The 13,646-nt window shown below is 55.6% G+C and carries 15 protein-coding genes; 10 read left to right on the top strand and 5 right to left on the bottom strand.

Annotated elements, in window-relative coordinates:
* The first annotated feature begins 2 nt into the window (after nt 1-2).
* The 3 genes from BN1139_RS17025 to BN1139_RS17015 all read left to right on the top strand — a co-directional run bounded on the left by BN1139_RS17025 (nt 3) and on the right by BN1139_RS17015 (nt 2,396).
* Entirely contained in the window at nt 3-335 is a 333-nt protein-coding gene (locus BN1139_RS17025; protein ID WP_052449571.1) for a DUF2523 family protein, read from the top strand.
* A gap of 41 nt (nt 336-376) precedes the next feature.
* Nucleotides 377-1,513: a zonular occludens toxin family protein gene (locus tag BN1139_RS20650; RefSeq protein ID WP_052449570.1), complete on the top strand. Its 1,137-nt coding sequence runs from the start codon at nt 377-379 to the stop codon at nt 1,511-1,513.
* 307 nt (nt 1,514-1,820) lie between these two features.
* Complete coding sequence (locus tag BN1139_RS17015; protein WP_041980766.1) at nt 1,821-2,396, top strand: helix-turn-helix transcriptional regulator; 576 nt, start codon at nt 1,821-1,823, stop codon at nt 2,394-2,396.
* A gap of 143 nt (nt 2,397-2,539) precedes the next feature.
* Here BN1139_RS17015 and BN1139_RS21820 read toward each other — a convergent pair whose 3' ends face one another.
* Nucleotides 2,540-2,740 (bottom strand): DUF3653 domain-containing protein, encoded by a 201-nt coding sequence (locus BN1139_RS21820; protein ID WP_236317073.1) that lies wholly within the window; start codon nt 2,738-2,740, stop codon nt 2,540-2,542.
* Between the two features lie 259 nt (nt 2,741-2,999).
* Between BN1139_RS21820 and BN1139_RS17005 the strand changes: the two genes are divergently transcribed.
* Nucleotides 3,000-3,242, top strand: coding sequence for a helix-turn-helix domain-containing transcriptional regulator (locus tag BN1139_RS17005; protein ID WP_005351908.1), 243 nt, complete (start codon nt 3,000-3,002; stop codon nt 3,240-3,242).
* 155 nt (nt 3,243-3,397) lie between these two features.
* Complete coding sequence (locus BN1139_RS17000) at nt 3,398-3,694, top strand: hypothetical protein (protein ID WP_005351906.1); 297 nt, start codon at nt 3,398-3,400, stop codon at nt 3,692-3,694.
* Nucleotides 3,695-4,233: 539 nt separating this feature from the next.
* Here BN1139_RS17000 and BN1139_RS16995 read toward each other — a convergent pair.
* The 3 genes from BN1139_RS16995 to BN1139_RS16985 all read right to left on the bottom strand — a co-directional run bounded on the left by BN1139_RS16995 (nt 4,234) and on the right by BN1139_RS16985 (nt 6,904).
* Complete coding sequence (locus tag BN1139_RS16995; protein WP_005351902.1) at nt 4,234-4,572, bottom strand: hypothetical protein; 339 nt, start codon at nt 4,570-4,572, stop codon at nt 4,234-4,236.
* 371 nt (nt 4,573-4,943) lie between these two features.
* On the bottom strand, nt 4,944-6,221 hold the full coding sequence (locus BN1139_RS16990) for a tyrosine-type recombinase/integrase (protein WP_005351900.1): 1,278 nt from the start codon (nt 6,219-6,221) through the stop codon (nt 4,944-4,946).
* A gap of 380 nt (nt 6,222-6,601) precedes the next feature.
* A complete protein-coding gene (locus BN1139_RS16985; protein WP_005333111.1) occupies nt 6,602-6,904 on the bottom strand; it encodes a YebG family protein in 303 nt (100 codons plus the stop codon).
* A 170-nt stretch (nt 6,905-7,074) separates the two neighbouring features.
* Here BN1139_RS16985 and BN1139_RS16980 point away from each other — a divergent pair, with 170 nt between their 5' ends.
* Nucleotides 7,075-7,950 carry an esterase/lipase family protein gene (locus tag BN1139_RS16980; protein ID WP_005351898.1) on the top strand — a complete coding sequence of 292 codons (876 nt, stop codon included), beginning with the start codon at nt 7,075-7,077 and terminating at the stop codon, nt 7,948-7,950.
* 90 nt (nt 7,951-8,040) lie between these two features.
* Here BN1139_RS16980 and BN1139_RS16975 read toward each other — a convergent pair whose 3' ends face one another.
* The gene (locus tag BN1139_RS16975; protein ID WP_005351890.1) at nt 8,041-10,014 is read right to left on the bottom strand and encodes an SDR family oxidoreductase; all 1,974 of its coding nucleotides are present in this window, start codon (nt 10,012-10,014) and stop codon (nt 8,041-8,043) included.
* Between the two features lie 248 nt (nt 10,015-10,262).
* Between BN1139_RS16975 and BN1139_RS16970 the strand changes: the two genes are divergently transcribed.
* The 4 genes from BN1139_RS16970 (at nt 10,263) to BN1139_RS16955 (ending at nt 13,574) form a co-directional block, all read left to right on the top strand.
* Complete coding sequence (locus BN1139_RS16970) at nt 10,263-10,835, top strand: phasin family protein (RefSeq protein WP_005333118.1); 573 nt, start codon at nt 10,263-10,265, stop codon at nt 10,833-10,835.
* Between the two features lie 94 nt (nt 10,836-10,929).
* Entirely contained in the window at nt 10,930-12,117 is a 1,188-nt protein-coding gene (locus tag BN1139_RS16965; RefSeq protein ID WP_005351889.1) for a patatin-like phospholipase family protein, read from the top strand.
* A 1-nt stretch (nt 12,118) separates the two neighbouring features.
* Entirely contained in the window at nt 12,119-12,760 is a 642-nt protein-coding gene (locus tag BN1139_RS16960) for a TetR/AcrR family transcriptional regulator (protein WP_005351888.1), read from the top strand.
* Nucleotides 12,761-12,785: 25 nt separating this feature from the next.
* Nucleotides 12,786-13,574, top strand: a complete 789-nt coding sequence (locus BN1139_RS16955) for a tetratricopeptide repeat protein (protein WP_005351887.1) — start codon at nt 12,786-12,788, stop codon at nt 13,572-13,574.
* The last annotated feature ends 72 nt before the right edge of the window (nt 13,575-13,646 follow it).

Genomic DNA, 13,646 nt, shown 5'->3' with positions numbered 1-13,646 from the left:
CCATGGAATTGCTTAATTCGTTCAGGAACTGGCTCAAGGATATGATTGAGAGCTTCATCATGTGGGTGGTGAAGTTCTTTCAGGCCATATTCCAGTGGTTCGAGGATATTCTGCTGACCACGTTGGAAAAGCTATTGGAGGGGATACGGTTCGTTATATCGAGTATCCCTATGCCGGATTTCTTGCAATACAGCTTGCAGGATCTCTTTAACTACATTCCCTCGGATGTTGTCTACTTCCTGAATATGTCGGGGATAGCGCAGGCGTTCCTGTTTATATCGATGGGTGTCGCCTTCCGGCTGGTTCGTAAAGTGGCAACATTGTTCCAGTGGTGATAACTGCGTGACGGTTTTATTATGTTAAATGGAGTCTTAACATGCTGATATTTCATGAGGGATTGCCGGGCTCCGGTAAAAGCTATGAAGCATTGGTGTCCCATATTATTCCGCGACTCAAGGATGGTCGCACCGTGGATGCCTATATCGAGGGCCTGAATTACGAGAAGATTGCCGAGCTGGCCGAGATAACCCTTGAGGAGTGCCAAGAACAGCTCAGGCAGATCACCCGTGAGCAGGTGCCGGCCATCCACGAACACGTTCGCGACAAAAGCCTCGTTATCATCGATGAGAGCCAGAACTTCTGGCCCTCTGGTCGGCAAAAATTACCTGACCCGATCATCCAATTGATAACAGAACACCGCCACCGTGGCCTTGATATCGTGTTGATGGGTCAGAACCTCAACGATGTCCACAGCATGTGGCGCAACCGTATCGACAAGAAGTTCGTCTTCAAGAAGCTCGACGCCGTAGGCCAAGCCAAACGCTACTCTTGGACTGCCTACAGTGGTTCCCTCAGGGCAGACGGCCAGCGTAGCCGTATCGAGTTCGAGAAGCTCACAGGCGGCATCCGGCAGTATGACCCCAAGTATTTCGGCAGCTACGCCAGCACCACCTCAGAAGACAATGAAATGGGGGTTTATGAAGATGACCGAACGAATATCTTCAAGTCCGCCAAGTTCAAGTACGGGCTCCCTATCGCTGCCCTGCTGTTCATCGGTGGCCTCTGGTTCGCTGTCGATACAATGCTCAACTTCAACAGCAAGACGGGGGCCGAAGACTTGTCCAAGCAGGAGGCACAGCAACATGAAGTTGCATCACCCAGTTCACCTGGGCAACCAGCACCAAGGCCGGAGCCGCCCCCGAAACCCAAGGTCGATGATCTCTTCACTCAGACCCTTGAATCCGGCAAGCCTGTTCTGACCTCTCAGACCATCGTCAACGGCCATTTGCTGGATGCATGGATCGAGGTGTGGGACGACAAGGACAACAACATAACGACATGGCGTTCGGGAGACCTCACCCAGTTGGGCTGGACTGTCGTCATGAAGTCCTACGGCTTGGTTATCACCAAAGGCAAAGTGACCATGCTCATCCGTGAGCGCAACACCATACCGTCAGGCAAGAAGGATAGTTTGACCGCAGGCGTTGCGGGATCAGTTGAAAAGGCTTTGTAGCATTCACCCCGTCCAAGTGTGACGCGTCCCTCCAACGCGTCCCCTGGCTTCTCAGCACGATTTCATTTTGCCAGTGGCCGTAGGCCCGCCGCCGCGCGGGCCAGCAGCACCACCGCTGGCGTTTCCCCGCGCAGCGGCGCTCCCCGAGGACACCCTCCCCCAAAATAAATCGCCTCGTGTAGCGTTGCTCCCGCCCGTAGCCAAAACACGGACATTCAAAAAGAAAGTGCAACATGATGTTGCATTACAAACAGCTCAAACTATAATCAATGTATGCAACATGATGTTGCACCAACAAGGAGGAAACATGGACGATTTGACCTTGAGCGCCGTAGAACTGAAAGACATACGGTCCCGCCTTGAGTGGTCACAACAGCGCATGGCTGACGAGCTGGCCGTTGCCCGTAACACCGTTGTACGCATGGAGAACGGCCAAATGGCCATAGAACGCCGCACGGCCTTAGCCGTCAGGTATCTGGCTTGGCATCACGCGATGATCGAGAAGGTATCACGCCAACAGCCAGGGCAACCCGCAACTTCGTCTCCTGCCCCAGAATCTGGCCATCTCCATAAGCAGGTTGATTTGCCTCTTTCCTCTCCTGCAAAGACCACCACCAGGTCAAACCCTGTTGCTGATGCTTGGGAGGTGTTTTGGGATCTTCGGTGTAGTCGTCAGGGTGTTCACCTGCTTGAGGAGAACTATTTCAAGTTGGCCAAGGCGACTAAGACAGATTACTCCTATCTCTTCATGCTCCAGCTACTTGAGCGCCTGTTCGACCTGCCAGTGCCGTGGAACTCCTGCGCACCAGTTGAGTGGATACAGTTCAAAGCACTCCGCACCTTCACTGACAAGCTCTACAAAGCCAACCCCCAGTGGCACTAACCTAGTCAAACGCTAAATCGTGGGGGCCCCACTTGTGGGGTTCCGATTTAGTGATTGACTACACCACCCCAACATACCCTTGAGCAGGGGATTGAGGGGATCACTTCTCCCTCAATCCCTTAATTAACCGGCTTTTAAGGCTCTCAGCGTTCTGAGGTAGGTAGACGCCTCAGCGCCGCGTTGTCTTTCAGCGCCTTGAGGTCTTCACTCCCGAACGACTCGATGATTTCCAGACGCTGGCGGCTCAGATAGGTGCCAGCAGGGGTGATTAAGTGATGTCCGGACATACGCCAGCCATCCCAATAGCGGGTAAAAACGGTTGGCAGCTCCCGTCCAACTGCCATCCTCATGACTCGTTTGCATGCAGGCGGTATGGGTTTTCCCTCATCCCAGAGTGTGACCTCCGTCACGGAAACAAAACAAAGTTTCGCTGTTTCCTCTGGACTCAAACCGCACTCAAACCATCGAAAGATAAAGTTTTTTGTTATATTCCTGCGCATTATTCGCGTACCGCTCGAATCTGACAACATTGTCAGGACGCACGGCATCGGCGGCTTTAACGTAATCATGAATTATGCGCAATGATGGATACAGGAGGACGGAATGAAGAGAACTGAACAATGGAGCCGCTTTGATGTGGCTGACGTCTTGGCCACTGAGGCCGACATGGTTGCCTATCTGCTGGCAGCTCTTGAAGATGGTGATCCGGCGCTGCTGACTGCGGCGCTTGATGATGTGGAGCGTGCTCGCGCCAAACTGCGCGATGATGGCAAGCCGAGCTACACACTGGAAGAACTGTTGGCTCAGTGTGACCCCAATACCACGTTACCAGGTGAGATAATTTAACCTCCAAGTTTGAGTGAGCCGACACGCTGGACGAACAGCTGGCTAAAGGTGCTGATTATGGCAAGCTATTGAAATGTATAGAATTGTTCCGTGATCCCTGGTGATGCATAATTGACACCGGTGAAGTATCACCGAGTAACTACAGAGGATCTTCCATGACGACCAGCAACACCTATGCCTATGAGAAGCTGCTTAGCGCGCTGACCTATATTCATGAGCGTGGAACTCCAGCTCAGTCGCTCAATGAGACTTATGGGCAGATGTTTGCTCACATCTCAGCAGAGAACGATTTACCAGTAGAGCTGCAACCAAAGTTCGAAAACTTGTGTGCTTTAATTGAAGGCTTGCCGGACTCGCTTTACAAAGAACGAGATTTGGAAGTGATCAGAGATACCATGTCTGATCTATATGGCCTTCTGTTCCAATTCCCTGGCTATACACCTCATAAGTGATAGGGATAGCATTCAGATAAGCAAATGCCGATAACCCTGTTTATCGGCATCATTGTGATAGATAACAAGGCTTGTTGAAAGCAGTAGCCCGCAGCCTTTCCTTAGCTTAAAGGTTCGGAAATCGATCAGGATCGAGGCTACACACAGACCTCCAGCGATCTGACTGCCCAAAGCAGAAGGACAATATCTGGTTGATTCCTCCTGCAGATGCTCTTGCAGCGACAACAGAATAACACAGTCAACCGCCCTGCCCCACATCACCGAAATGTCCCATTTTGAGACAAGAGTCCACTATTAAATTAGTACCCCTCACCAATGGAACGTTAAGTTTGATTGGCACCGTTATAACTAACGTCATTACCGTGAATATTCTTGGAAATATCTGTCCCCTACTTGAGAGGTCTCTCTCTGGAAATATTGATACTCCCTCTTGTAATACAAGCTATGAAAATGCCGACTATCGCGATAGATTCCCCTCCCCTTAATCCTCACGGCTTATTGTTGTGGCTGGCATGATTGCGACTTTTTTGGAAGTCGGGTCAATTGATATTCAAGGCACGTTTGGCGATGGCCAATGTGGGTGGCTGGCAGGTCAAGTAGAGGTTGCTGTTAAACTGCTGCAATATACGTTTGAGCTCGTTCATATCATCGGGATGGAGGGTTAAGGACCAGAGTGCTCTGGGCTGGCCGTGATGGAGGCCATTGGTATAGATAATGGTGCAATCTTCGATACGCAACTCTTTGCAGTGGGCCTCCATCTGCAGGCCCACATCCGGAAACCAGATATGCAGTGTGCCTGAAGAGATAAAGGTGAACTGGGCCATGAGCGACCCTTTGCCAACGATCCTGAAGGTCTTTTCCACCACTGCCACTTGCATACCTGCTCCTTGGTATCTCGTTAATATTGATATCAATATCACCAATGATGACTGGATATGCAAGTGTGATAACAAGGCGCTGTTCAACCGAATATGACTGCTTCCGGCATGTTACTTAGCTTTCGGCATCGGGTGTTCTCGGTGTTTCAGCAAGCAACTTCGTTTTTTGCTTCTCTGCTACGGGATCAATATGTATGCCGAAGATGGCAAGGAGCCTGTTCTGAATCATCCATGTGAGCCAAAAATATTTCCTGAACCGACTGCATCCAGAGAAGTACAACATTGCCGCGCCAACTTCTATGACACCCCAAACAAGCCATTCTGTGTTCTAAGAGCAGTCAATATAAATCAGGGTCATGTCACGTTGTTCGTTAGTCCTCCTGAATGTTATCTCTCACGTGTTGGTTCAATCGGTCCAGCGGCTTTTGCTGGGCGCTCTCATGTCGTTCACTGTTGCTGGTGTGCAGGTATTTCGAAGTGGTGTCGATGCTGTCATGTCCTGCATCGGCTTGTACGTGGGAAAGCGGTCGACCATGCAGGTTGATGTCATGGGTGATCCCGGTGTGGCGGATCGCATGGGGAGAAAGTTGCCGCATTTCGGCCGCATCCTGGACAAATCCATCCTGCTCTGCCAATTCTGCGCCTTTACCGATGATCACCATGATCAAATCCCGTAACTGGCGAATACCGAGATTGGCGTTTAGCTCGCCCTGCTCGCGGCCGTGGGCTGCCGCTTTATGGCGAACGAACAGCGGTGTCTGTTCATCCGGTGTCGGCAAGGGAGAGAGACCGAGGAAGCGGCGGTAGCGTTCAAGTGCCGCCAACAGTGCTTGGGATACCGCTACGGTACGCCGTTTGCCCCCTTTGCTTTGCGGAATAAAGTAGCCCCAGACGCCGGTTTTGCGATCCCGCCTGAACTGCCCCATCACAGGGGTAAAGCCCGGCCGAGCTGCAACTTCAGAGATCCGCAGATAGCAGGCGTACATCAGAATGGTGAGAAAACGGCTGCGCTCGTGCTGCTCCGGATGGTCGTTGGCAAGGGTATCGGCGGCCTGCATCACGTATGACCACTGCAATTCGCTGAAGGCCTGCACCTGATCATCGGCCTCCTGCTGTTGCGGCCGTTTGACCCGCTGCAGCAGCAGAGCGGGATTCCTGTCCATGTACTCCTCCTGGATCAGGAACTGGAAGAAGGCCGACAAGATGGCGAGCTTGGTCTTCATCGCCTGCTCGCTCAGGCGATAGGGCAAGGTGCGGCCCAGCTCCCGCTTGCCGAGAAACGGTCGCCATTGCGGATTGGGCAACCGCTCTACCCACTCCTTGTCGATGACAAATTGCGCTACGTTGCGATAGGCGATCAACTCGTCAGGGGGCGACTGACAGTAGTCGAGATAGCGGATCATGATGCGGCGAGTGAGATCTTTCGGGCTGATGGCCGCCTCTCGAAAGCACCAGTGCAAAAAAGTGGTCAGTTCGCTGCGATAGGTTTTGTAGTTGTTTTCGCTGTTGCGCTGCTCCAGCAGCCAATCGACCGCCAGTTCGTAAACCAGCCCGGCATCGGGTACATCGTTGAGGCTGAGGTTGGCAAGGTACTGATTGACCTGCGGGTTACCGGTCTCCAGATAGATAAGGCTGTCAAACAGCGGCATGGCTGGCGGCAAGGATAATGGTTGTTGAGTCATGGTGTTGCTTGTTGATGCTGAGATGAGACGATATGAGCCTGTGAGCCGAGTTGCTAGAAAAGGGCTCGTGATACATGAATGCGGCTTCTATTGGGATTTGTATTGCCTCTTCTTGTTGCTGATTAAGGTCACCGGGAGCGATCTGGATAACGTTCTCTCCACTGTTTGCTCATTATTTCCTCATAGATCTGGCTGATGTCGCTCAGTGGTGCACGCTATTCAGTTATGCATGGGATATGCAGCATGGTTAAAAAATTCTCGGGGTAAATAGCCGTTTAAATGGTTTTAAATGCAAATAAAGTGAATGCCATGAGCTGTTTATCCCGAGAAATAGCAGGTCTGTGCAATCAGGCCACCTGCTTTAGTGGCTTCTCCTTGCGCTTGGCTGCTGGGGCCTCTTCCTCTTTCGTGCCTGCCTGAACCTTGCCGCCGCGCAGCAGGGTTTGCAGCACATCGCGCTGCTCTGCCAGGTAGAATGCCAGACTCTCTTGCTGCTCTGGCGCCAGCTCGATCGGGGCGCCAGCCAACAGGGTCATCAACTCATCGGCCGTATCCAGCAGCTTGTCATAGGCATCGGCCTCTTTTTTGCTGGCAAAGGTCATTTTTTCCACTCCCCCACGAACAACCACATATTTGATCTCGACAGCCATGATGGCCTCCTCTTGGTGATGATGGATAGAGTATATGTATGGATATACAGTATTGTAAATAACCTCACCGGAAAAGAGTTCGCCGGGGTTTAGCGACAAAAGCCGCGCTGGATCAAGCTGTCTCAAAGTGCCGTTTGACTTCCACGCCTGACTGGTCGGATCATGACCTTATGACGATCGTACGACACCTGTTTATCCTGCTGATGGTAGAGGTGCTGCTCCTCGGGAGTATCGCCCACTTGGTCGTGGGACTCCCCTGGTTGCTGACCCTGCTGTTTGTGGTGTTTGCCCTGCTTGGGTTGCGCTGTCTGGTGGTGCTCGGCAGTTGGCTGTTTACCCGCTTCTACCCCTCCCCGGCTATCGGCCCCTGGCGCAGGGTGAAGATGATGGCGCAGGAGATGCTGGCCTACCTTTACACCTTCACCTTGTTGTTACCGTTCGAGCCTTTGTTGATGGCACCCGATCGGCTGCGTCCATGCCAGCGTCCCGTATTGCTGGTACATGGTTACGGTTGCAGCCGCGGTATCTGGCGCACCCAGCGCACCCGACTGGAGGCCGCAGGCCATGTGGTTGCCACCATTACCCTGATGCCACCATTTGGTCATATCGATGAGATGGTGCCGCTGCTGGCCACCCGGATTGACGATGTGCTGGCGCAGACCGGGGCTGACAAGCTGGTGCTGGTCGGCCACAGTATGGGGGGGCTGGTCTGCCGCGACTATCTGGCTATCCATGGTGGTGACAAGGTCGCGCGCCTGATCACGCTGGCTACGCCTCATCAGGGCAGTCAGCTGGCCGCCCTTGGGCTTGGGGCCAATGCCCGCGAGATGGAGCCCGGTTCCGGCTGGTTGCAACGTTTTGCCTCTGTGCCGCTTTGCGTGCCCGGCATCTCAGTGCGCACCAGTCACGACAATGTGGTGATGCCGCAAGAGCGGCAACGATTGGTGGGAATGGAGGATATCGAGTTGCCCGCCATTGGCCATCTCTCTCTGCTTTACTCCCGTCGCACGACTGAGCTGCTGATTGAGTTGTTGTCCCGAGTCTGACCCTCCTTATTCGTCCTTCAACTGTTATTCCAAATAAAACAGGGGCCTGATTGCTCAGGCCCCTGTTGATCTCTTTATCCCATCATCAGGTTAGAAGTGGATCCCCTTGATCAGGGTCGAGACGGCAACCTGATCGGCGGTGGCTTTGGATTTGTCGCCATCCTTGGGATCGGCAAAGGTGCGGAAGCTGGTGTTCATGATCACCTGGGCAACCCGCGGTGCCAGAGCGTGAACCACCTGGCCAAATACCCCGAGGCGAGTCGCCAGTCGCACATGTTTGTTGATGATGGTATCGCACACCAGATCGGCCGCCTCTTCCGGCGTCATCATCGGCACCTGCTCATAGACCTTGGTCGGCGCGACCATCGGCGTTTTCACCAGCGGCATATTGATGATGGAGAAGCTGACCCCTTTATCGGCAAACTCGGAGGCGGCGGTACGCACCCAGGCATCGAGGGCCGACTTGGAGGCAACATAGGCGGAGAAGCGCGGCGCATTGGTCAACACCCCGATGGAGGAGATGTTGATGATGTGCCCTTTTTTCTTCTCGATCATGGTGGGTAGCACCCCCATGATCACCTTGAGCGCGCCAAAGTAGTTGAGCTGCATGGTGCGCTCCAGATCGTGGAAGCGATCGAAGGAGTCCTCGATGGAGCGGCGGATGGAGCGGCCGGCATTGTTGACCAGAATATCGACGCCACCGTGATCGGCCACGATGCGAGCGGTGATCTCCTCGGCTTGCGCCAGATTGGAGAGATCCCCCTGATAGATCTCGATGGTCAGCCCCAGCTCGGCAAACTCCGCTTTAGTCTCGGCAATCTTCTGCTCGTCGCGGGCGATGGTAACGACGTTGGCCCCCGCCCCCGCCAGCTTGCGCGCGGTTGCACGGCCAATGCCTGAGGTGGCCCCGGTCACCAGCACCACCTTGCCTTCTACCCGACCACGCAGGGAGCGATCGATGAAGAGCTCCGGGTCGAGGTGACGCTCCCAGTAATCCCACAGCCGCCAGGCGTAGCTGTGCAGTGGTGGCACTTCGATACCGGTTCCTTTCAGTACTCGCTGGGTTTCGCGACTGTCGAAACGGGTGGGATAACTGATAAGGCGGAACACATCCTTGGGCAGACCCAGATCGGCGATGGCGGCATCGCGGATGCGGCGCACCGGCGCCATGGTCATCAGCATGGCGGTCAGGTGGCGGGGAATGAAATTAAAGAGAGAGGCATTGATGCGGATCGCAGGCTCTGGCGCATGGGCGGCGCGGGAGAAGGTGCTCAGCATATCGCCAACCCGCATCGGGTTGGGGTCGGTCAGATGGAAGGTTTTGTTCTCCTCTCCCTCCTGATGGGCGATATGCTCCATGGCATCGACCACAAAGTTGACCGGCACGATATTGATGCGCCCGCCCTCAACCCCGATGGCGGGCATCCAGGGCGGCAGCAGACGGCGCAGCTTCTGGATGGTCTTGAAGAAGTAGTAAGGGCCGTCGATCTTGTCCATCTCGCCGGTATTGGAGTCACCGACAACGATCCCCGGTCGATAGACTCGCCACGGAACTGTGCACTCATTGCGCACAATCCCTTCGGCTTCGTGCTTGGTCTGGAAGTAAGGCATGTCGAGGTGTTCGGCCTCATCGAACATATCCTCGCGAAACAGACCGTCAAACAGGCCCGCTGCCGCGATGGAGCTGCAGTGGTGGAACTGCCCCGCCCCCAGCCGCTCGGCAAGTTGAACGGCTTGACGGGTCCCTTCGGTGTTGACCTGCTGCTGGATCCCGGCCTTGGCGTTGAGGTCATAGATGGCCGCCAGATGGAAGAAGTGGTCGATCTTGCCGATCAACTGCTCCTGTATCTCGACCGACACCCCCAGCAGCGGTTGCGTCATGTCGCCAAAAACCGGGACTGCGCGCGATTCATCCACATTCCAGAATGCAAATAACTCCGGCAATTTATCCTGATGAGAGGCGCGCATCAGAAAATAGACGATACAGTCGGGATGCTGTTGGAATAACTTTTTGATCAATCGACGCCCGATAAAACCACTACCGCCAGTAATGAAATAGTTCATAAAGAGAATCCTGCTACTGATTAGGGTGTTACTAGGTTGTTAGATATATCACGATTCATATGGGAATCCGCAATTTGATTGTCGGTTCGTGAGCAAACCCTAATTTCGGTGGTGTGCCTGTTCCGTTATTAGGTAGAACCCTCTATTTTTTCTCCCTAGACTGAAGTTGAAAAATCAGTAATGCCACAACCCGATTGCAGTTTCGTTGTCGCCATTACATTTATCTGTCGTTATTCAAGGAGAAGATCATGGCTAAGAAATTGAAAGCGCTGGCAGGGTCAGTGACCGACAACCAACTCACCTCCACCATCAAGGAGTCCACCCAGCAGATCTGGTTGGCGGGTCTGGGTGCCTATGCCAAGGCGCAGGAAGAGGGTGGCAAGATCTTTGAAGCCCTCGTGCAGGAAGGGGAAGCATTGCAGGCCAAAACCCGTCAGAGCGCAGATGAGAAGATTGCCGCTGTGACCGACAAGACCGCCAATACCTGGGGCCGTCTGGAGCAGGTGTTTGAAGATCGCGTGGCCCGCGCTGTGGCCAGCCTCGGCATTCCGACCCGCAAGGATATCGATAAGCTCTCCAAGCGCATGGCCGAGCTGACCGACGTGGTCCAGCAACTGCTGGATGCGCAGGAAGAGGAGGCTCCTGCCGCTGAAGCCAAACCGGCTGCCGCCAAAAAGCCCGCTGCCCGCAAGCCTCCGGTAAAGAAGGCACCGGTAGCCAAGGCCAAAGAGGCCGTGGTTGAGCAGGCCGCCGATCTCCTCTCCGCCGCCGAAGACGCGGTGAAAGAGGTGAAGGCCAAAGCAGAGAGCGTCCTGCCCTGATCCCTCGTGGTGGCGGAAGGTGATTGATACCGGCCCATGCCCTGCGCTGGGCCGGTCTTGTCATGGTGAATGTCATGGATAGAGAGGCGACGCTATGAGTACCATCGCAATTGCCCTTGCTGGCGGCGGGCCGCTCGGCGGCATCTACGAGATCGGTGCCTGCGCTGCCCTCTCTGACAGCATCAACGGCCTGCGCCTTGACCATGCCGATATCTATGTCGGCGTCAGTTCGGGGGCCGTGGTGGCGTCGGCGCTGGCCAACGGCATCTCGCCGGCTAAGCTGGTGCGGATCCTGCTCAGCGATGACTCGGGGGAGATGTTTGACCCGGCCACCTTGCTGCGACCCGCCTTTCGTGAATATGCCGACCGCCTGACCTCGATCCCGCCACTGGCGTGGCAGAGCCTGACCTACTATCTGGCGGCGCCCTGGAAGCGCAGCCTGTTTGAATCGCTGCAGGGACTCTCCAAGGCCATTCCGACCGGACTGTTCGACAATCGCGGGGTGGATCGTACCCTGACCCAGTTTTTCTCTCGTCCCGGCCGCAGCAATGATTTTCGCCAGCTGCGCAGTCGACTGTTTGTGGTAGCTACCGAACTCGACACCGGTCATCCGGTCGCCTTCGGCAGCCTGGGGCTCGATGACGTGCCCATCTCGGCGGCGGTACAGGCGTCAGCCGCCCTGCCCGGCCTCTTTCCCCCTTCATTGATCAACGGTCGTTACTATGTGGACGGGGCGCTGATCAAGACTCTGCACGCTTCGGTAGCGCTGGAAGAGGGGGCGGATCTGGTGTTCTGCATCAATCCGCTGGTGCCCTATGATGCGGACATGGCCGACGGCACCCCGACCAATCTGGTGGACAGCGGTCTGCCGGTGGTGCTGGCCCAGACTTTTCGCGCCATCATCCACTCCCGCATGCATGTGGGGATGGATCGCTACAAGCACCAATATCCCGACGCCGACGCCCTGCTGTTTGAGCCCTCTTCTGCCGATGGCGAGATGTTCTTCACCAATGTGTTCAGTTACCGGGATCGCCGCCGTCTCTGCGAGCACGCTTACCAGCATACCCGCCGCGATCTCTGGCAGCGTCGTGACGAGCTGGCGCCGGTGCTGGCCAAGCATGGCCTCGAGCTCAATCTGGCCGCGCTGGCCGATGAAGATCGCACCCTGCTGGCCCCCGGCATTGGCTCGGTTGCCGCCCTCGACAAGTCGCTGGAGCTGCTGCAGCACTGGCTTGCCAAACGCTATCGCCACGGCGTGCGCCGTTCATCACCAAAGGAGTAGCATGGATCGCAAACCCAAACGCCGTACCCGGGAGCGGATCCTGACCACTGCCCTCGCCTGCTTCAATCGACAAGGGGAACCCAGCGTCACCACCTCGGCCATTGCGGCCGAGATGGAGATCAGCCAGGGCAATCTCTACTACCACTTCCACAACAAGGAGGAGATCGTCAACGCCCTGTTCTGCGAATTTGAACAGCAGATGGATCGCCTGCTGGAGGCGGTCAGCACCCCGTCCGATGAGCCAGAAGATATCTGGCTCTTTCTCCACCTGATGTTTGAAGCCATCTGGCAGTACCGTTTCCTCTACTACGATATCGCGACCCTGATGAGTGGTTATCATCAGGTGGAACAGCGCTTTTCCGCCCTGCTGCGCCGCAAGGAGCAGACCGCCATCGCCATTTGCAATCATCTGCAAACGGTCGGGCTGATGGAGGGCACGACGCAACAGATGCGCACGCTGGCGGCCAATGTGGCGCTGGTGGGCACATTCTGGATCTCTTACCAGCGGGCACTGCACCCCAAGGTGGACGCCGATATCGCCCTCGGCGTCTTTCAGGTGATGCAGCTGGTCGCACCCTATTTGCGGGCCGATGCCCGCGCTCATCTGGGCGCCCTCGCCCATCACTACACCGACAAGGTTTGATTCACATGCTACAGGGAGAACAAGCATGACCACTTCACAACTCGAATTTGTCCCCTTCCCCTACGTGGATGCGGCCTATGAGTATGCTGGCCAGAAGCTGGCGGACAACTGGGATCGTCTCCATCAGGGGGATGCCGAACCCTGGCCCGAGGATGAGCAGGTACAGGATGCCTGGCGGGCCTATCATGCCGGGGATTTTGCCCGGGCCGTCGCTCTTGGCGAAGCGGCCGGTGAGGCGGGCCTCAATGTGGCAAACAAGGCGCTAGTGATCCACGCCAGCTATCTGCTGGAGGACAAGTATGCCAAGCGCGCCGCCTTCGAGCGGGCGGCCAGCCATGCCGAGAAGCTGCAAAAGCGTCAGCCCAAGAACGCCAACGCCTGGTATTTCCACGCGCTGGCACTCGGTCGCTACAGCCAGGTCATTTCCATCTCCAAGGCCCTCTCGCAAGGAATTGGTGACAAGATCAAGGCAAGTCTTGAGAAGGCGCTGGAGCTGGCGCCAGATCACGCCGAGGCCCATATCGCCTTTGGCGCCTGGCACGCGGAGATCGTCGACAAGCTGGGGGCCATGATCGGCGGCCTCACCTATGGTGCCAAGAAGGAAGAGTCCGAGCGTCACTTCAAGGAGGCGCTGGCGCTGATCCCAGAATCGGCTATCGCCCGCATGGAGTACGCCAACGCTCAAGTGATGCTGCACGGCAAGAGCCGCCTGAAAGTGGCCGAAGCCCTCTATGCCGAAGCGGCCGAGTGCGAACCGATGGATGCCATGGAGCGCCTCGATGTGGAGGCGGCGCGGGAAGAGCTGGAGGATTAACCGCCACTCCTGCCACTAAGAGGTAGTAAAACAAGAGGCCAACCCGCGGGTTGGCCTCTTTTATGATGGGAG

Origin of the sequence: Aeromonas veronii bv. veronii, assembly GCF_000820225.1 — a bacterium.
Lineage (GTDB): Bacteria > Pseudomonadota > Gammaproteobacteria > Enterobacterales > Aeromonadaceae > Aeromonas > Aeromonas veronii.
Note: the sequence above shows the minus strand (reverse complement) of the source record. Positions and strands in the feature narration are given on the sequence as shown.